The sequence below is a fragment of the Glaciimonas sp. OK215 genome (assembly GCF_057787885.1).
This window is the reverse complement of sequence record NZ_CM173544.1, coordinates 995,870-1,013,537: the sequence shown is the minus strand read 5'-3', so window position 1 is coordinate 1,013,537 and position 17,668 is coordinate 995,870. Positions and strand designations below refer to the sequence as shown.

General features: G+C 54.0%; 18 protein-coding genes and 3 tRNA genes. 8 read left to right on the top strand and 13 right to left on the bottom strand.

Features of this window, described 5'->3' with window-relative positions; translation table 11 throughout:
• Positions 1–81 precede the first annotated feature (81 nt).
• Together AC3CHX_RS04505 and AC3CHX_RS04500 are read left to right on the top strand one after the other, a co-directional pair.
• Positions 82–157 (top strand) — tRNA-Lys (locus AC3CHX_RS04505).
• Between the two features lie 97 nt (positions 158–254).
• Positions 255–330, top strand: a tRNA-Lys gene (locus tag AC3CHX_RS04500).
• A 123-nt stretch (positions 331–453) separates the two neighbouring features.
• Here AC3CHX_RS04500 and iscX read toward each other — a convergent pair.
• From iscX to iscR, 9 genes are all read right to left on the bottom strand, one after another.
• On the bottom strand, positions 454–648 hold the full coding sequence (gene iscX / locus AC3CHX_RS04495) for a Fe-S cluster assembly protein IscX (RefSeq protein WP_488642897.1): 195 nt from the start codon (positions 646–648) through the stop codon (positions 454–456).
• A gap of 62 nt (positions 649–710) precedes the next feature.
• Positions 711–1,049: an ISC system 2Fe-2S type ferredoxin gene (gene fdx / locus AC3CHX_RS04490; RefSeq protein ID WP_488642896.1), complete on the bottom strand. Its 339-nt coding sequence runs from the start codon at positions 1,047–1,049 to the stop codon at positions 711–713.
• Positions 1,050–1,111: 62 nt separating this feature from the next.
• Positions 1,112–2,977 carry a Fe-S protein assembly chaperone HscA gene (hscA, locus tag AC3CHX_RS04485; protein ID WP_488642895.1) on the bottom strand — a complete coding sequence of 622 codons (1,866 nt, stop codon included), beginning with the start codon at positions 2,975–2,977 and terminating at the stop codon, positions 1,112–1,114.
• A gap of 3 nt (positions 2,978–2,980) precedes the next feature.
• Complete coding sequence (locus tag AC3CHX_RS04480) at positions 2,981–3,595, bottom strand: LysE family translocator (protein ID WP_488642894.1); 615 nt, start codon at positions 3,593–3,595, stop codon at positions 2,981–2,983.
• Between the two features lie 156 nt (positions 3,596–3,751).
• Positions 3,752–4,267 carry a Fe-S protein assembly co-chaperone HscB gene (hscB, locus tag AC3CHX_RS04475; protein WP_488642893.1) on the bottom strand — a complete coding sequence of 172 codons (516 nt, stop codon included), beginning with the start codon at positions 4,265–4,267 and terminating at the stop codon, positions 3,752–3,754.
• 102 nt (positions 4,268–4,369) lie between these two features.
• The gene (gene iscA, locus AC3CHX_RS04470) at positions 4,370–4,693 is read right to left on the bottom strand and encodes an iron-sulfur cluster assembly protein IscA (protein WP_488642892.1); all 324 of its coding nucleotides are present in this window, start codon (positions 4,691–4,693) and stop codon (positions 4,370–4,372) included.
• A 96-nt stretch (positions 4,694–4,789) separates the two neighbouring features.
• On the bottom strand, positions 4,790–5,194 hold the full coding sequence (iscU, locus tag AC3CHX_RS04465; protein ID WP_488642891.1) for a Fe-S cluster assembly scaffold IscU: 405 nt from the start codon (positions 5,192–5,194) through the stop codon (positions 4,790–4,792).
• Between the two features lie 61 nt (positions 5,195–5,255).
• Entirely contained in the window at positions 5,256–6,509 is a 1,254-nt protein-coding gene (locus tag AC3CHX_RS04460; RefSeq protein WP_488642890.1) for an IscS subfamily cysteine desulfurase, read from the bottom strand.
• A 20-nt stretch (positions 6,510–6,529) separates the two neighbouring features.
• The gene (gene iscR, locus AC3CHX_RS04455; protein ID WP_488644719.1) at positions 6,530–7,015 is read right to left on the bottom strand and encodes a Fe-S cluster assembly transcriptional regulator IscR; all 486 of its coding nucleotides are present in this window, start codon (positions 7,013–7,015) and stop codon (positions 6,530–6,532) included.
• Positions 7,016–7,372: 357 nt separating this feature from the next.
• On the opposite strand from iscR, the gene AC3CHX_RS04450 reads away from it, so the two are divergent.
• Positions 7,373–8,242: a TetR/AcrR family transcriptional regulator gene (locus tag AC3CHX_RS04450; protein WP_488642889.1), complete on the top strand. Its 870-nt coding sequence runs from the start codon at positions 7,373–7,375 to the stop codon at positions 8,240–8,242.
• A gap of 8 nt (positions 8,243–8,250) precedes the next feature.
• Here the strand turns inward: AC3CHX_RS04450 and AC3CHX_RS04445 are convergent, their stop codons facing one another.
• On the bottom strand, positions 8,251–9,069 hold the full coding sequence (locus AC3CHX_RS04445; RefSeq protein WP_488642888.1) for a uracil-DNA glycosylase family protein: 819 nt from the start codon (positions 9,067–9,069) through the stop codon (positions 8,251–8,253).
• 84 nt (positions 9,070–9,153) lie between these two features.
• A complete protein-coding gene (gene uvrB, locus AC3CHX_RS04440) occupies positions 9,154–11,277 on the bottom strand; it encodes an excinuclease ABC subunit UvrB (RefSeq protein ID WP_488642887.1) in 2,124 nt (707 codons plus the stop codon).
• 126 nt (positions 11,278–11,403) lie between these two features.
• On the opposite strand from uvrB, the gene AC3CHX_RS04435 reads away from it, so the two are divergent.
• The 3 genes from AC3CHX_RS04435 to AC3CHX_RS04425 all read left to right on the top strand — a co-directional run bounded on the left by AC3CHX_RS04435 (position 11,404) and on the right by AC3CHX_RS04425 (position 14,490).
• Positions 11,404–12,621: an amino acid aminotransferase gene (locus AC3CHX_RS04435; RefSeq protein ID WP_488642886.1), complete on the top strand. Its 1,218-nt coding sequence runs from the start codon at positions 11,404–11,406 to the stop codon at positions 12,619–12,621.
• A 129-nt stretch (positions 12,622–12,750) separates the two neighbouring features.
• Positions 12,751–12,826: transfer RNA gene (locus AC3CHX_RS04430), tRNA-Asn, on the top strand.
• 362 nt (positions 12,827–13,188) lie between these two features.
• Positions 13,189–14,490 (top strand): tyrosine-type recombinase/integrase, encoded by a 1,302-nt coding sequence (locus AC3CHX_RS04425; RefSeq protein WP_488642885.1) that lies wholly within the window; start codon positions 13,189–13,191, stop codon positions 14,488–14,490.
• A gap of 365 nt (positions 14,491–14,855) precedes the next feature.
• On the opposite strand, the gene AC3CHX_RS04420 is transcribed toward AC3CHX_RS04425, so the two are convergent.
• Positions 14,856–15,089: a helix-turn-helix transcriptional regulator gene (locus AC3CHX_RS04420; RefSeq protein ID WP_488642884.1), complete on the bottom strand. Its 234-nt coding sequence runs from the start codon at positions 15,087–15,089 to the stop codon at positions 14,856–14,858.
• Between the two features lie 719 nt (positions 15,090–15,808).
• The gene (locus AC3CHX_RS04415) at positions 15,809–16,036 is read right to left on the bottom strand and encodes a helix-turn-helix domain-containing protein (protein WP_488642883.1); all 228 of its coding nucleotides are present in this window, start codon (positions 16,034–16,036) and stop codon (positions 15,809–15,811) included.
• Positions 16,037–16,690: 654 nt separating this feature from the next.
• Here AC3CHX_RS04415 and AC3CHX_RS04410 point away from each other — a divergent pair.
• A complete protein-coding gene (locus AC3CHX_RS04410; RefSeq protein ID WP_488642882.1) occupies positions 16,691–17,164 on the top strand; it encodes a hypothetical protein in 474 nt (157 codons plus the stop codon).
• Positions 17,165–17,262: 98 nt separating this feature from the next.
• Positions 17,263–17,667: a hypothetical protein gene (locus tag AC3CHX_RS04405; protein ID WP_488642881.1), complete on the top strand. Its 405-nt coding sequence runs from the start codon at positions 17,263–17,265 to the stop codon at positions 17,665–17,667.
• Position 17,668: the final 1 nt, after the last annotated feature.

The following is a 17,668-nucleotide window of genomic DNA, read 5'->3' as shown; positions in this document are numbered from 1 at the left end:
GCCGAAATTTCAGACTTATGAAATAAAAAGCCAAGAGACGTTTGACATAGTAGCTACACCTTCTTATAATAGCGTTCTTTCGGGTCGTTAGCTCAGCTGGTAGAGCAGCGGACTTTTAATCCGTTGGTCGCAGGTTCGAATCCCGCACGGCCTACCACGAATAAAAAAGGGTTTTAGATAAAATCTAAAACCCTTTATCTTTTCTAGTTTTTCAAGAAAATTCGCGGTTTGTTTTTTAGTAGCAGCACTATTTTGGGTCGTTAGCTCAGCTGGTAGAGCAGCGGACTTTTAATCCGTTGGTCGCAGGTTCGAATCCCGCACGGCCTACCAGGATAAAGAAGGGTTCTAGATTTTCTATCTAGAACCCTTTTGTGTTTTCTGCGCCATTGTGTGTAAAAAAAGCTGCCGCTTCTTGTCTTGTAGTGGCAGCTTTTTTTATCGGCTTAAATGCGATTACCTGGCTTCGCCTATCCATGCCAGTTGAATTGCTTCCAAAATTTTCTCGCCGGAGCGCTTTGGATCATCATCAAACCCGTCCAGTTCACATACCCAATTATGCAAGTCGGTAAAACGAATCGTTGCCGGATCCACATCCGGAAACTTGTCGTATAGCGCTTCTGCAATGTGCAGTGTATCAATCCATTTCATGTCGCTAATCCTCTAAAAACGTGCCACCCATAGCCGTCAAAAAAATATTTCAATGAACCGTTTCAATGGTTTTCGCTGGCATGATTGATCGTGTACTTGGGTATCTCAACCACCAGATCCTCCTCGCCTACAATTGCCTGGCAGGATAAGCGCGAGGTTGCTTCCAGCCCCCAGGCCATATCCAGCAAATCTTCTTCTTTGTCATCCAACTCATTGAGCGAAGCAAAGCCTTCACGCACGACGACGTGGCAAGTAGTACAAGCGCAGGATTTCTCGCAAGCGTGTTCGATATCGATGTCATTTTCCAGAAGGACATCGCATACCGATTTGCCGGCTGCGGTCTGCAGCACAGCACCGTCAGGACAGTAAGTAGGATGGGGCAGTACGACAATTTGAGTCACTTGAATTACCTCTAAAATATATGGTGTTATGTACTACATCAAAGCACCGATTGCGGCGAAAATTATGCAACCTGGTCGATTGTCTTGCCGGTTAGCGCATCGTGAACGCTGCGATCCATGCGACGCGCAGCAAAGTCCTCTGTGCCACGCGCCAACGCATCCACCGACGCCTTGATCGCCAGATGATCCTCGCCTTGTACCTTGGCACGAACGTCGACAATCAACAACGCAATTGCGGCGCGCTCCTGCTCCGACAATAAAGCGGCATCGCTCGCCAGTGCGGACTCGGTCGCCAGCACGATACGCTCGGCTTCAACTTGCTCTTCTCTCAATGCACGCAATTTCATGTCAACATCGGCGGAGGTAAACGAATCCTGCAACATTTTCGCGACTTCATCATCGTCCAGACCATACGACGGCTTGACGCTAATCGACGCCTCCACGCCGGAGCGCAACTCACGCGCAGAAACAGACAGCAAACCATCGGCATCGACCTGATAGGTCACGCGAATCCGCGCCGCGCCAGCCGCCATCGGAGGAATACCACGCAATTCAAAACGCGCCAGGGAACGACAGTCGCTAACCAGTTCGCGCTCGCCCTGTACAACGTGCACCGCCATCGCCGTTTGGCCATCTTTAAAAGTGGTGAATTCCTGCGCTCGCGCACATGGAATCGTCGAATTGCGGGGAATGACTTTTTCAGCCAGACCGCCCATGGTCTCGATCCCGAGTGACAAAGGAATCACGTCCAGCAACAACCAGTCATCGCCGGGAGCACGATTACCCGCCAGCAGATTCGCCTGAATAGCGGCACCCAACGCCACCACTTTATCCGGATCAATGTTCGCCAACGGCGTAGTGTGGAAAAACTCACCGACCGCCTTGCGTATCGGCGGCATCCGCGTCGCACCGCCCACCAATACGACGCCGTCGACATCATCAGCACTGAGATCGGCATCACGTAACGCCTTTCTGGTCGGCGCCAGTGTCTTGGCGACAAGGTGCTCGGTCAACTCGCCGAAGACGCCGGCGGTCAGCGTCAGGTGAACTTGCTCGCCGGAGCTCAATGCGGCGTCGATGGTGACTTCGGTTTTGGATGAGAGCAATTCTTTTGCTTCGCGCGCCTTGACCATCAATACACGCGTGTCTTCGTCGGATAGCGGTGCCAGTTGCGATTCCTGACCGATCCAGCAGAAAACCCTATGATCGAAATCATCGCCGCCGAGCGCAGAGTCGCCGCCGGTTGCCAGCACCTCAAACACGCCCTTGGTCAGTTTCAAAATCGAAATGTCGAAGGTGCCGCCACCCAGGTCGTAGACCACGTACACACCTTCTGACGCATTATCCAGACCGTAAGCAATCGCCGCTGCCGTGGGCTCGTTCAACAGGCGCAAGACATTCAGGCCGGCCAATTGCGCGGCATCTTTGGTTGCCTGACGTTGCGCATCGTCGAAGTAAGCGGGCACGGTGATGACAGCACCTACCAGATCGTCGCCGAGCGCATCTTCGGCCAGCTGCCGTAACGTTGCCAGAATCTGGGCAGAAATTTCGACCGGACTTTTAACGCCGGCGACCGTTTTCAGTTGCACCATGCCCGGCGTATCCTGAAAATCGTAAGGGAGATTTTCCACGTAAGCGATATCTTTCAGGCCACGCCCCATGAAACGCTTGACCGACAGAATCGTATTCTTCGGATCGCTGGTTTGCGCGGCCTGTGCCTTGTAGCCGATATGCGCATGACCGTTCGGCAGATAACGTACGATAGACGGCATTAACGGCCGCCCTTCTTCGTCGTTCAATACTTCTGGAATGCTGTTACGTACCGTCGCCACCAGCGAATTGGTGGTACCAAGATCAATCCCGACCGCCAACCGATGTTGATGCGGTGCGGTGGACATGCCTGGTTCAGAGATTTGAAGAAGAGCCATAATTTATTCCGGGAGAGCGATGCGGACACCTAGAGCGATAAACGCCGAGCCTGCCAATCGATTCAGGTAAGTGGCGGCCGAAGCTTTGCGTTGGAAAAACGCTCCGACCATTCCAGAGAAACAGGCAATTACGCTAAAAATAGCAAGCGCCTGCAAAATGAACACCGCCGCAAGCAACAGCATCTGCGCAGGAATGTGACCGGCACCGGCATTCACGAACTGCGGTAAAAATGCGATGAAAAACAGGGTAACTTTAGGATTCAGAATATTCGCGATCACGCTCTGCCAATAAATGCGTGACAGCTTGATGGTCTTGGCCGGGCCTTGCATCTGGATCGCCGCAGTCGACAGCAAGGTGCGTACGCCAAGATAAATCAGATAGCCGGCACCGGCATACCGCAACAGCGAGTAGGCGGTCGGTGAGGCCTTGATCAGTGCGGCAAAACCGAATACTGCGAGCATCGTATGAAAGAACAGGCCTGAGCTAAAACCCAGCGCGGCGACCAGACCGGCTTTTCTGCCCTGCGCAATACCGCGTGTCAGCACATAAATATTGTCGGGACCGGGCGCCAGTGTCAGCGTTATCGCAGCAAGTAAAAACAACCAGACTTCAGGCATGCTAGAGCTCTCTGTTACGGTTATAGGTGTGTCTAAAAACGCTGGCGAACTGATCAAGACGGACCGGCGTGGACACTCTGCTCCTGTACATAAGTATGGTGCGCAGCGCAGATCCGAGATGGGTTCGTGCAGTCGGTTTCTAAAGGTCGCCTAAAATTAAGATTCGAGAATAGCGAAGGCATTGCCGATTTCTTCGCCGAATTTCTCCAGAAACATCAGTTGCCGCACATATTGCGCGGCCTGTTCAAAATCCTGCATATCCAACGTTGCGGCAATCTGTATCAAATCCTTCTTGCGTGCCAAACGCAAGGCGCTATCCAGTCGCTCCAGCGCCTCCAGATCTTTGGCATCACGCGCGTCGTCCAGTGCCTCGCGCCACTCCATCTGCTGCATCAGAAAACTTCCCGGCATCGCGGTATTCGACTCAGCCTGCAAGTCGACGCCATTCAGCTGGCATAAATAGGCAGCGCGCTTGAACGGACTTTTGAGTGTTTGGTAGGCTTCGTTGGCACGTGTCGCCCATTGCATCGCGACCCGCTTTTCAGCACCGGTGGCATTGGCGAAACGATCGGGATGAATTTGATTCTGCACCTCGTGATAGGCCCGCTCCAATGCCGACAGATCAAGCGAAAAATGCTGCGGAAGGTGAAACAGATCGAAGTGGTTTTGCATATTTACTTAAAACAAAAGCCTGTTCTACTGCAACAGGCTATTCATGAATGGTACACAACAAGCAAACGACCTCTGGTCAGGCATCGCCCAGCCAGCGCCCTGTCAAATCGTGAAACTCTCGCCGCAGCCGCACTCGTCCTTGACGTTCGGATTGTAGAACTTAAAGCCTTCGTTCAAGCCTTCACGGGCGAAATCAAGCTCGGTGCCATCAATGTAAGGCAAGCTCTTAGGGTCAACAAAAACCTGGATGCCATGCGATTCGAAAACCGCATCCTCGGCGGTTTTTTCATCGACATATTCCAACTTGTAGGCCAGACCCGAGCAACCGGTGGTGCGCACGCCAAAACGCAAGCCGATACCCTTGCCACGTCTTTCGATGTAGCGATTGATATGCTTCGCAGCTTTTTCAGTAAGTGTGATTGCCATAACCCGTTATCTCTTCCCTGTTACCCCGGCAAGTGCAATGCAGATCGCACTACCCATCGCACATCGCCGGAACAACATCATCTAACTAATTACAAATTACGCAGCTTGTTTTTGCCCGACCGTGCCGTGCTTGGCTTTGTAGTCTTCAACTGCGGCCTTGATCGCATCTTCCGCCAAAATCGAGCAGTGAATTTTGACAGGCGGCAGTGCCAGCTCTTCAGCAATTTGCGTGTTCTTGATCGACATGGCTTGATCCAGCGTCTTGCCCTTGACCCATTCAGTAACCAGCGACGACGAAGCAATTGCCGAACCGCAACCATAAGTCTTGAACTTTGCGTCCAGGATCACGCCGTCTGCGCCGACCTTGATTTGCAACTTCATCACATCGCCACATGCTGGCGCGCCGACCATCCCGGTACCTACGGTGTCATCACCCTTTTCAAAGGTACCGACATTGCGCGGGTTTTCATAATGGTCGAGAACTTTTTCTGAATAAGACATTTTGCTACTCCTTGTTTGAGGCCCTGCGGCTTCGCCGCAAAAGAATACCTAGAATCGGCTATTAATGTGCTGCCCACTGGATCGTACTAATATCGATCCCGTCTTTATACATATCCCACAACGGCGACAACTCACGCAGCTTCGCTACTTTTCCCTTGATCAGATCAATCGTGAAATCGATCTCCTCTTCCGTCGTAAAGCGACCGATAGTGAAACGGATCGAACTGTGCGCCAATTCATCGTTGCGGCCCAGTGCGCGCAATACGTACGATGGCTCCAGGCTGGCCGAGGTACAAGCCGAACCGGACGACACCGCGATATCCTTGATTGCCATAACCAGCGATTCGCCTTCAACATAATTGAAGCTGACGTTCAGGTTATGCGGGACCCGATGGTCCATGTCGCCGTTGACGTATACCTCTTCCATGCTTTGCAAGCCGGTCGCCAAACGATCACGCAGCGCTCTGATACGCACAATTTCGGTGGCCATTTCTTCCTGAGCGATATGAAACGCTTCACCCATTCCTACGATCTGATGTGTCGGCAAGGTACCGGAACGCAGACCACGCTCATGACCACCACCGTGCATTTGCGCTTCGATACGGACACGTGGCTTGCGACGTACATACAAAGCCCCAATGCCTTTAGGGCCGTAGGTTTTATGTGCAGTGAAAGTCATCAAATCGACTTTCCATTTTTCCAAATCGATTTCAACCTTGCCTGTTGCCTGGGCTGCGTCGCAATGGAAAATAATGCCTCTTTGACGGCACATTTCGCCGATTTCAGGAATCGGCTGAATCACGCCGATTTCATTATTGACCAGCATCACCGATATCAGAATCGTATCCGGGCGAATCGCCGCTTCCAGTTGTTCAACGGTAATCAGGCCATTGTCTTGCGGCTGCAAATAAGTCGCATCGAAACCCTGACGTTCGAGTTCGCGCACGACGTCCAGCACAGCTTTGTGCTCGGTCTTGACCGTGATGATGTGCTTGCCCTTGGTCTTGTAGAAGTTAGCAGCACCCTTCAGCGCCAGATTGTTGCCTTCGGTCGCGCCGGAGGTCCAGATGATTTCACGGGGGTCGGCATGTACCAGTGCAGCGACTTGCTCACGCGCATCTTCGACCGCTTTCTCGGCAGTCCAGCCATACATATGGCTACGCGAAGCCGGATTACCGAATTGCTCGCGCAAGTACGGAATCATTTTGTCGGCAACACGCGGATCAATTGGCGTGGTCGCCGAGTAATCCATATAAATTGGGAAGTGCGGTGCCTTCAGGGTATCTATCAGGCTTTTTTCCAGAGGTGCGTTCATACTTTTTCCAAGCTCCATCATCAAGCAACCAGGTGGGAACGATGCATCACCACCACATTTTGTTCAGGGTTCTTCTGTTTTTGATGCTCATTTTGCTGATCAACCAAATCTTTCAGCGATACCGAATCCAGATATTCGACCATCTTCGCATTCAGCGTCGACCACAGATCGTGTGTCATGCAACGACTGCCACCTTCATGATCCGGACTGTGGCAATTTTCCTTGCCGCCGCATTGGGTCGCATCCAGCGGCTCATCGACGGCGATAATAATGTCGGCGACAGTGACATCTTCGGCGCGGCGCGCCAAATTATAGCCACCGCCAGGTCCACGCACCGACTCCACTATTTGGTGGCGACGCAATTTGCCAAATAATTGCTCCAGATAGGATAACGAAATTTCTTGCCGCTCGCTGATCGCGGACAAAGTCACAGGACCCCTACCCTGGCGCAAAGCCAGATCAATCATCGCAGTTACCGCAAATCGGCCTTTCGTAGTCAGACGCATGGGATCTCCGGTCGTAAAACTATCTGTTGTTTCTTTACTCTGAATACCTGAATAATTCGGTACAGTATAACAAACTTGAGTGAATCCGTCAGGTATTGCCAATCAATTGAAAAACACACTTTAAATCAAACACTTAAGTAAATTTACGAGCAAGACGACTATTGCAAACACATCGATTATTCGCCATTTTTTCACCCCCCGGCTTAACTGGCGCGACATGCAGCGACCCAATCCCGCACAGCGCCATATAAAAGAATGAAAAAGATCGGCATTTCTTAAAACAAGCCCTCAAGGATGAGGTCGATCAAACTATAATATCGCCCCTTCCGGTATAAATTATTTCAGAACCATATACGCATGGCCATCCGCAAATCCAAAACCCCGCAATCTCCGACCCACAGAGCGGAGAAGAAGCGTGCCGACATACTGAAATCGGCCGGAAAGTGCTTTCGCAAAACCGGTTTCCACCAAACCTCAATGCAGGAAATCTGCAACGAAGTCGGCCTTGGACCTGGTGCTGTGTATCGGTATTTCACCGGCAAGGATGCGATTATTGCGGCCATGGCTGAGGATGAACGACGCCAGGCGCGCACCATGCTGAGCGAGTTTCACGACACCGATGATTTGCCGCAAGCGCTGTTCGCGATTACCCAGGCTTTTGCGCTGCGCTACGCAGCAACCAGCGACGCCGGGTTGATGACGGAAATCTATGCGGAAGGATTGCGCAACAAAAAGGTCGGCGCCGTCATCAAGAAGGCGGAAGCGGAATGGGTCGATGGCCTGGCCGACATGTTGCGCACGGCACAACGCCGCAGCCAGATCGACCCGGCACTGGATGCGCAGCAGGTAGCACTGCTACTGACCGCCATGTGGGACGGCCTGGTGATTCGGCAGGCTTACACGCAGGATCAACCGCAAGCGCTGCTGGCACTATTCGACGACATGCTAAAAAACTGGCTGGCACGCGACACTAAGCAGGACAAGCCGGTCAAGGCGAAGCAGCCCCCAAAAAACAAGCCCCCCGCCACCAAACCCGCAACTGAAAAAGAGGTAAGAAAGGCCGAGGCCGACCTGCGCCAATCAAATCTGTTCAAGCCCGAGAAAAAGAAAAAACCCGCAAAAACAATAAAGCCGGCAGTGAGCAAACCCATCGAAATTGAAGTCGCCACCACTGAAGCCGACGACAGTGCCGCCGAAACCGATTTGCGTCAAATGAGCCTGATTTGACCGACCATTCAAATTTGAGTGATATCAGCGCCCTTGCGCAGCAAACGCATAGGCCCGAACAAGGCTTGCATTCCGGCATTGCCAATGAAGCTCAGGTTATAAGGATGCTCTGCGACCACCTTCGGGAATTGCGCAGTCAGAGCCAGCGCATTTAACTGCTCGGCAATCTTCCCCCACAGCACCAACGTCGGCAACGCGACCGCACGGCGCTCGCCATGATCAATCAAACCCCGCAGAACAGCCTGCAAAAATGGCAACCACGGCTTCGCCTCTTTGACCGGCGCCACAGCAGACCGAAAAACCAGCGTCGCATTGAGCAGCAAAAAACCCTGCGCAGTGAGATTTTGCTGCAAATCCGCCAAGGTTTGAATCGTTGCCGAGCCCATTTCTTGCGCCCGAAGCGCTACCCCGCCCATCGCATCACCCGTGGTTTTCTCGATAGCCAACTGACCATCGGCAACCAATAACATTTTCATAAAATTGCGTAACGACGTTGCCCGGTTCACCTGCTTCGACAAACCGCTCTCGGACCACAACGAGCCAACCGCGCCATCCATAAAACAAACGCCCGTAGCACTCGCCGCACGCGGATAAGGCCCCTCACCGACCAATACATACCTGACCGCATCCAGCGGCAACGCAAAAGCCGCAAATAAACGCCCTTCGGTCGGCAAGTACTCCGAAAGCGCCAACTCCGACAAATAGGCAGGATGCGCCTGCACCACCGCCCGCAAGCCCTGCACCAATATTGGACGCCAGGATGGATGCGCCACCTCAAGCGCCTGATGGATTTCGGCGGGAATAGCTACAGCAAGAGAATCAGTCATAAATATAAAATCTCAGGTTACAAAAAAAAAGCGCAAGCATCAGCACTTTTCAGCGCTGATGCTTGAGCGAATATTCAAATGAATTTACCCCGTAAACGGCACTACATTGTCCACGCCGGGCGCACCAAACAACTGCTGCTTCAACTGATGCAATTGATCGCGCACCTGCGCCGCTTGTTCGAACTCCAGATTCTTCGCATGATCAACCATGAGTTTCTCCAGGCGCTTGATTTCCTTACTAACCTGCTTCTCGCTCATAGCCTCATACTTGACCCGATCTTGTGCCGCATGCAATTCCTCGCGCGCTGCCTGCGGGCTGTAGACGCCATCGATCAACTCCCGAATTTCCTTGCGTATGCCCATAGGCGTAATGCCATTCGCGAGATTGAAGGCAATCTGCTTGGTGCGACGACGCTCGGTTTCATCAATCGCCCTGCGCATCGAATCCGTCATCCGGTCCGCATACAAAATCGCGGTACCGTTGAGATTACGGGCCGCGCGACCAATTGTCTGAATAAGGCTTCGCTCGGAACGCAAAAATCCTTCCTTGTCGGCATCCAGAATCGCCACCAGCGACACCTCAGGAATGTCCAGCCCCTCTCGCAGCAAGTTAATGCCGACCAGCACATCGAAAGTACCGAGACGCAGGTCGCGGATAATCTCGACCCGCTCGACGGTTTCGATATCACTATGCAGGTAACGCACCTTGATGCCGTTATCGCTGAGGAAGTCGGTCAGTTGCTCCGCCATGCGCTTGGTCAGCGTAGTCACCAGGACGCGCTCGTTTTTCTTGATGCGGGCGTTCGCCTCGGACATCAGATCATCGACCTGACTCAGCGCCGGGCGCACTTCAATCAGCGGATCGACCAGGCCGGTTGGACGCACCACCTGCTCCACCACCTGATCGGCATGCTGCTTTTCATAATCGGCCGGTGTCGCCGAAACAAAAATCGTCTGCCGCATCTTGCCTTCGAATTCGTCGAAACGCAGCGGCCGGTTATCCAGCGCCGACGGCAAGCGGAAGCCATAATCGACCAGATTGGTTTTCCGTGCACGGTCGCCGTTGTACATGCCGTTCAGCTGGCCGATCAGCACATGCGACTCATCCAGAAACATCAGCGCATCTTGCGGCAAGTAGTCAACCAGCGTCGGCGGCGGCTCGCCCGCTTTCGCACCGCTCAAATGGCGCGAGTAATTTTCAATACCTTTGGTGAAACCAATTTCCTGCATCATCTCCAGATCGAAACGGGTGCGCTGCTCGATCCGCTGCTCTTCAATCAGCTTGCTTTCCCTGCGGAAAAATTCCAGGCGCTCACGCAACTCATCCTTGATGGTCTCAATCGCACGCAACACGGTGGCGCGCGGCGTCACATAATGCGAGCCAGGATAAACCGTGAAGCGCGGAATTTTTTGCTTTACACGCCCGGTCAGCGGATCGAACAATTGCAGACTTTCAATTTCGTCATCGAAAGTTTCAATCCGCAACGCCAGTTCGGCGTGCTCGGCCGGAAATACGTCCACGGTATCGCCGCGCACGCGGAAAGTGCCGCGCCCGAAATCGATTTCGTTGCGGGTGTATTGCATCTGAATCAGGCGCGCAATCAGATCACGCTGACTAACCTTGTCCTTGACCCGCAAGGTCAAAATCATCTGGTGGTACTCGTTCGGATTACCGATACCGTAAATCGCCGACACCGTTGCCACAATCACCACGTCGCGTCGCTCCATCAACGATTTGGTGCAGGACAAGCGCATTTGCTCGATGTGCTCGTTAATCGACGAATCTTTCTCAATGAACAAGTCCCGCTGCGGCACGTATGCTTCCGGCTGGTAATAATCGTAATAGCTGACGAAATATTCCACCGCATTCTGAGGAAAGAACTCGCGGAACTCGCTATATAGCTGCGCCGCCAGCGTCTTGTTGGGCGCAAACACGATTGCCGGCCGTCCCATGCGGGCGATGACGTTCGCCATCGTGTAGGTCTTGCCTGAACCGGTAACCCCGAGCAAAGTCTGATAAAACAGACCATCCTCCACGCCCTCGGACAGCTTGCTTATCGCCGCCGGCTGGTCGCCTGCGGGCAAAAACGGCTGGAAAAGCTTGTATGGCGAATTCGGGAAAGTGACAATTTTGGATTCGTCGATCTTGCTAGTAACCAGTGTTTTGGATTCGTCAATCTTGCTAGTAACCTGTGATATGTCAGCCATGGGCTTCGACCTTTGGTAGAATAAGCGGCAGTAAATCAGCGCCGACTTGCGATAAATTTGTGATCCGGCACAGCATTCAACCCGGCTGCAACCCCCTGTTAGCAGCCAACTTTTTATGTTATCACGATGACCGCTCCTCTTTCTGCCTCCCTCTTCACCGCCGTCGAAATGGCGCCACGCGATCCGATTCTGGGCGTTACCGAAGGCTTCAATTCCGACCAGAACCCAAACAAAACCAACCTTGGCGTCGGCGTCTACTACGACGACAATGGCAAAGTGCCGCTGCTGAAATGCGTACATACAGCTGAAGCGCAGTTGATTGAAAAGCTGACGCCACGCACTTACCTGCCTATCGATGGCCTGGCCGCATACGACAAAGCCGTGCAAGAACTGGTATTTGGTGCCGATAGCGAAGTAATTAAAGAGAAGCGTGCAATCACTGCGCAAGCCATCGGCGGTACCGGCGCGTTGAAACTGGGCGCTGATTTCCTCAAGCGTTTCGCCGCCGACAACGCGCAAGTGTGGATCAGCGATCCAAGCTGGGAAAACCACCGCGCACTGTTTGAGTCGGCGGGCTTCACCGTTAACAATTATCCGTACTACGATTCAGCAACGCGCGGCGTGAATTTCGCAGGCATGCTGGACGCACTGAAGTCCATGGCGAGCGGTTCCATCGTCGTGCTGCACGCTTGCTGCCACAACCCAACCGGCGCCGACCTGACCAGCGACCAATGGACCGAAGTCATCCAGGTGGTTGTACAACGCGGTTTGGTACCGTTCCTCGACATGGCCTATCAGGGCTTTGGCGACGGCATCGATGCTGACGGCGAAGTAGTACGTCGCTTCGCTAAAGCCGGCGGACCGCTGTTCGTTTCGAACTCGTTCTCCAAATCTTTCTCGCTGTACGGCGAACGCGTTGGCGCACTGAGCATTGTCGCCACCAGCACGGAAGAAGCAAATCGCGTCCTGTCACAACTCAAGCGCGTCATCCGTACCAATTACTCCAACCCGCCGATTCATGGCGGTCAAGTTGTAGCGACGGCACTGGCCTCGCCGGAGCTGCGCAAATTGTGGGAAGAAGAGCTGGCCGGCATGCGCGTACGCATTCGCGAGATGCGTCAACTGCTGGCGAAGAAACTGAAAGAACAAGCACCTGCCCACGATTTCGACTTCGTCATCAAGCAACGCGGCATGTTCTCCTACACCGGCCTGACCAAAGCACAAGTCGAACGACTACGCGATGAGTTCTCGATTCACACCGTCGATACTGGCCGTATTTGCGTCGCTGCATTAAATACAAAAAATATTGATTATGTTGTAGCAGCGATCGCAAAAGTCCTTTAGAATAGCGGCTCTTTTGGACGAAGACGAAGTTAGTTGCAATAGGTTTTCCTCCAAAAAAGAATGCAAAAAAAAGTTACGGAAGATTTGACAGTTTGAATATTTCGCGACTATAATCCTGCTTCTTTCTTTTCCCTGATAGCTCAGTTGGTAGAGCGACGGACTGTTAATCCGCAGGTCCCTGGTTCGAGTCCAGGTCGGGGAGCCATAAGAATTCTGTTGAAAACAAAGGCCTTCCTCGGAAGGCCTTTGTCGTTTCTGGCGTATCGGCCGGGTTTGATAGCGCAAGTGATAGCGCAGCTTTCCGGCGGCCCGCGGCGCAATGTTGCGCCAGCGTGCGCGCGAATGCGCGCCCTCACGCTCGCGCTACCGAGTCGAGCCGCCTGATGCCGTTGCACGGCATATAAATGTCGGTTTCTGTACTCCGTTGTCCCTTAACGATAAAAGGCAACGGCATGAAAACGGAAACTCTTCTCCCCACTCAGCAATACCCCACACGGCGCCGCCACTGCGCCGCGCACCCTGTTAGGCATCCCCGCCCTGCCGTGCAGACGGTCGCGGAGGTGTGCCATGGCTAAACCATTCAAATACCGCGGCAAATGGCGCGCGCAAGTGACCCTTGCCAACGGCACGCGGCCCACGCGCGACTTTGACAGCGGCGAATACCAGCAGGCGGTCCACTGGATGGCCGAGCAGTTGGCCAATGCGAATGCGGAACATACCCCCGAACTCGGCGGCCCGACGGTGGCGACGCTGGCCCAAGCCCTGCACCTGTACGCCCACCTGTACAGTGCTGCCAAGGGCGGTGTCGTCAGTGAACTCAATCGCATCAATCATTATCTCGAGGGCGCAGGGAGGGCGCCGTTGAAATCGGTGCCAAACGCCACCGGCGGCCAGACACTGAAGGCCTACACGCGGCGCGCCCTGCCCTCCGGATGGCAAGAACACAACGAGGCCCGCCGCGCCGCGCGTACCCAAACCTATGACCGGATTGCCGAGTTGGCCAACAAGCGTTGCAGCGCCATTTCGACAGCCGACCTGCGGCGTCTGGTGGCGGACATGCAAGCCGAGGGCTTGAGCCCCAGCACGATACAAAAGGAAATCGCGCTGCTGAAGCACCTGTTCAATATGGCGGCTGCCGAATGGAGCTGGAAGGGTTTCGACAACCCGTGCAACGGCATCAAACTGGGCAAGTCGGCTGCGCGCTTCGTGTTCGTGACCACCGTCCAGCGTGAGCGGCTCTGGCAGGCGCTGTCAGAATGCGACAATCCGTATTTCTGGCCGCTGGTGGAAATCTGCATGCAAACGACCGCGCGCCGCTCGAGTCTGTTGGCGATGCGCTGGGACCGGGTGGATGTGGACGGCCGCGTGGCGGTGCTCCCCTCCAAAACGGGGCAAGTGTCCATCCCGCTGACGCTGCATGCGGTCCAAGTGCTGCGCGAGATGCCGCGCCATGCCTCCGGTTGCGTGTTTCCGATGTCCGCCAACGCAGTCGACATGGCATGGGACGGCGTGCGGCAGAAAGCCGGCCTGCCGCTGTTGCAATTCCGGGACCTGCGCCACCTCGGCGCCACCGACTTTGCGCGGCGCGGCTTCAATTGCCATCAGTTGAAAACCGTGCTCGGCCACAAGACCACCTTCATGGCGCAGGTGTATGTCAATCTCGTCAACCAGGATGTGCTCGATATCATGGACCGCACCGAACCGATGGCGCCGGTGCTGCAGATACCGCCGGCGGCGTCAGGCTCGGACACGGACATGCTCAATCGCAACCGTTCCGAGCGGCTCACGCAAGCGGTCATGGCGCGTTTGCAAAAGAAGGACAGCGGCACCAGTGACGCAGTATCAGAAAGCGAGCCTCCCCCACCCTGACCGTCGTGCCTGCCCAGCGGCAGGCACCTCAAGGCGTTGTAACGCAAGGTCGCGCCCCGGGTCGCGGCCTTTTTTATCGACGTAAAATTATTTGAAAAGAAACCCCGCGGGCGCTCAGCGCACCGCGGGGTTGAACAAGGTGTTAACAACGCCGGCCACCCGTCAGGTGACCGGTGAGGCTTGGCCACGGCTGGATGGCCGCCGCATCCAACCCACAGCGGCGTGGCGGCGGCGACATCGCCTCAGGCAGTGTAGGTAAAGGGTCGGCGGCGCTGCCGGTCCGCGCGGGTGCTTTTCCCGACCGCGCGCACACGGCTGCGGCGCCACCCCGGGTAGCGCCGCAGCGGTCACAGCAGAATGTGATGCTAGGCTGGCCGCGCACCTTTGCGGCCGCGCTGTGGCGGCTCCCACGTCAACTGCGGCGCCAAGGCGTTCTCCAGCCACTTCTCGACAACGGACTCCGCCCACAGGACGTGCTTGCCGAGTTTCAGTCCTGGCGGAAACTTCCGTGCGCACACGAGTTTTTCGAGCGTCCGCTCACAGATATCGAGCCGCTTGCAAACGTCGCTCTTGCCAAGCAAAGTGGAGGAAGTAGACATGTTCAAACCTTTTGTAGTGTTGGTCTGAACGCATAGCGAATGAATTTAGCCTTTTCGGCTGACTGGCGGCATACATGCTGGAATGTCGTCATTTTTTAAAAAAACTTCCAACCTGGCGTGTCCGAGGCGTCAGCTGCATGAGGGCAATCTCCCTATGAACAGGTGGCGCCATGCGCCATCGGCGAATGGCTGCAGTGACGCATCGCGTGGCTACTCCCCTGGCAATTGGGCCCGGCCTGGTCGGAGGGTTTTTGGTGGGAATACATCGTCCGCCGTGTGGCGGCCAGCCTGAAATGGATAGACATTGCGATGTTGGGCGCCCCCACCGTCAATGTCAAAAGAGTTTAATGATGGCAACGGATGACAAGGTTTGCAGGAGGAGTAGCTCAGGGGCCGGGACGCTCTGCTCATTTCGCCACACCTCCACGTCGACAAAACGCGCCAGCGCAGCATCTGCGCACCCGGAATATGCATCCTTGGAGGAATCCTTCTAGGGTTACTCCGTAGGTGTTTCCGTATTGTTTCAGGACTCTTGCGAAGCAGTTCCCCGAGCTCAAAGATATCTAAATATTTTGTCATCACGCGCACTCGTCAAAGAAGGGAGTTGCGGAGGCAAGTGGACATAAAAGGTCCGCTGCCACCGTCTGACGCGTATAGCAACTATCTTTAGTTTTGAATCTGCGTGTGCGGGCCGCGACGGCGGCCCTTGTGGGCAGGGGCTAGGGCAGCAGCAAATCTACTATATCTATTTTAAGAACTTCGGCCAATTTCTCGATATTGTCTAAAGACACGGTGTCGACGCAATTCTCAACCCGAGAAATATAAACTCGCGACAAGCCGGCCTGTTCCGCCAATAAGTCTTGGGTCATGCCGCGTTTTTCACGCCAATCCCGTAGATTGCGCGCAATTCTTTCCCTAGCTGTTTGGAATTTATGGGGGCTGCTCATAGCAGCCGTAGCTTGGCCTTAACTTTTAGCCCAGTCTATAAAGTATACGTTACAATGTTTCGTAATGCGGCATTTGCAGTTTGCTACGCTATTTAAACGCAATTTCAGTCGGTCGAGCCTCCGTATCTAAAGGGCGATGGCTTTTAAAGCAGCGTCTTCCGACAAAGCTATCGATTTTTTTATAACAATTGAATACACCAACCTTTAAGCAGCAAATAGCCTGAATTTTTTGAAGCCAATATATGTTTTCTACCCAATTTGTTTCGTCGTATTGCGTTGTCGCAGCGGCGGTTAGGAGGCATAAAGGCGGCCCACGTCTCCAAGACCATTTCAGCAAAGTTCTGCCACCACTCTTGGTCGTGAATATTTGAATCACCAGAAAATGCCATGCTTAGAACGACTATCACGTGGACGAATGATTACGTACATTTTCGAAGAATTTTTCTCGATATCATCATTCAAAGAGGCGGCCTGTGCGCGGACTATCAATTACACCTTCACGGCGATGAAGTGCCTTCCGAGGGGAGAGTACTTTTCTCGTACCCACACTGGTCCGAGTCCGTACTTGCGTTTGCGCTGCGGGCGATGTGTCAGGTTAGATGGGGTACGCAGGCAGTCCCGAAATCGCGCCTCCCGTCGTCCGGAATTTGTCTAATGGACGTATCCGTAGGCATTAGCAAAGATGGAGTTGAGCCACTCAGTGAGCTCGAGGCAGTGCGTATTTACGCAGTCGGGGACAATCCGACTTGCCAGTATCGCGATGTGACTACGTCAGCGCCGCCACGATATTTCACTCTCTGTCCAGGAGACAGCGACCCGTTTTACCTGGCCGCCCATGCCATCGCAAAAACACTTTGGGAGACCTCGACACTTCTCTCGTTACCGGAGCCTATTCAATTGCACGTGCACCAATACGAAGAAATTGCTTATGTGCGCTTGAGCGAACTGTTGCCAACTTCTCGAGCTGCATTTGCGATTCATTTGCAGGGAGCGATGACCCCGGATATCCCCGGAAAGGATTGTGCTTATTTACAAGATTGGGAGGATTTTTTAGGTACTAATATTGCGCCATCAAAAAGGCTAAAGAATTATTGCAGCAAGAAGCCGCTTGGGCTTCCCCCTAGCTAGTAGGTCATGCTGTTTCCGTGTATAGCATGACCTACTATCAATAGCAAAAAAAGGCCGGCACACTATATCTCCTGAGTACAACGCCAAGGTAAAACGCTATGACCGATATCACTTCTTCCAACGACCAAGCGGTGCGTCATTCACAAGTGCCGGACGATTTTCCGCGGCCGGAAGTAGCCAGCGCCGTCGCGGGCTACCAATCGAAACTCGCGTTGGTTGAATATGACGGCAAGTTCTACGTGCCTGGGGCAACCCCACCCGAGATTTTCGACCGATGGGACATTTGCGAGGACCTCGCCGTACAGTTCGTCGAGAAATGCCGGAGGAATCAAACCGGAAAATATTCGCACCTCTCCGAGACGGAAATTCTCGACCAGTACTGTGTACGTCTATTGAAAACAAGGTGGGGTTCGGATGATGAGATGCGCTGGGTCATCCGCCGCACCGCCGAGCTGCTTGGCTGGCCGGCGCCTGCTGCGGCCATGACCGGCACGTATAGGTAGA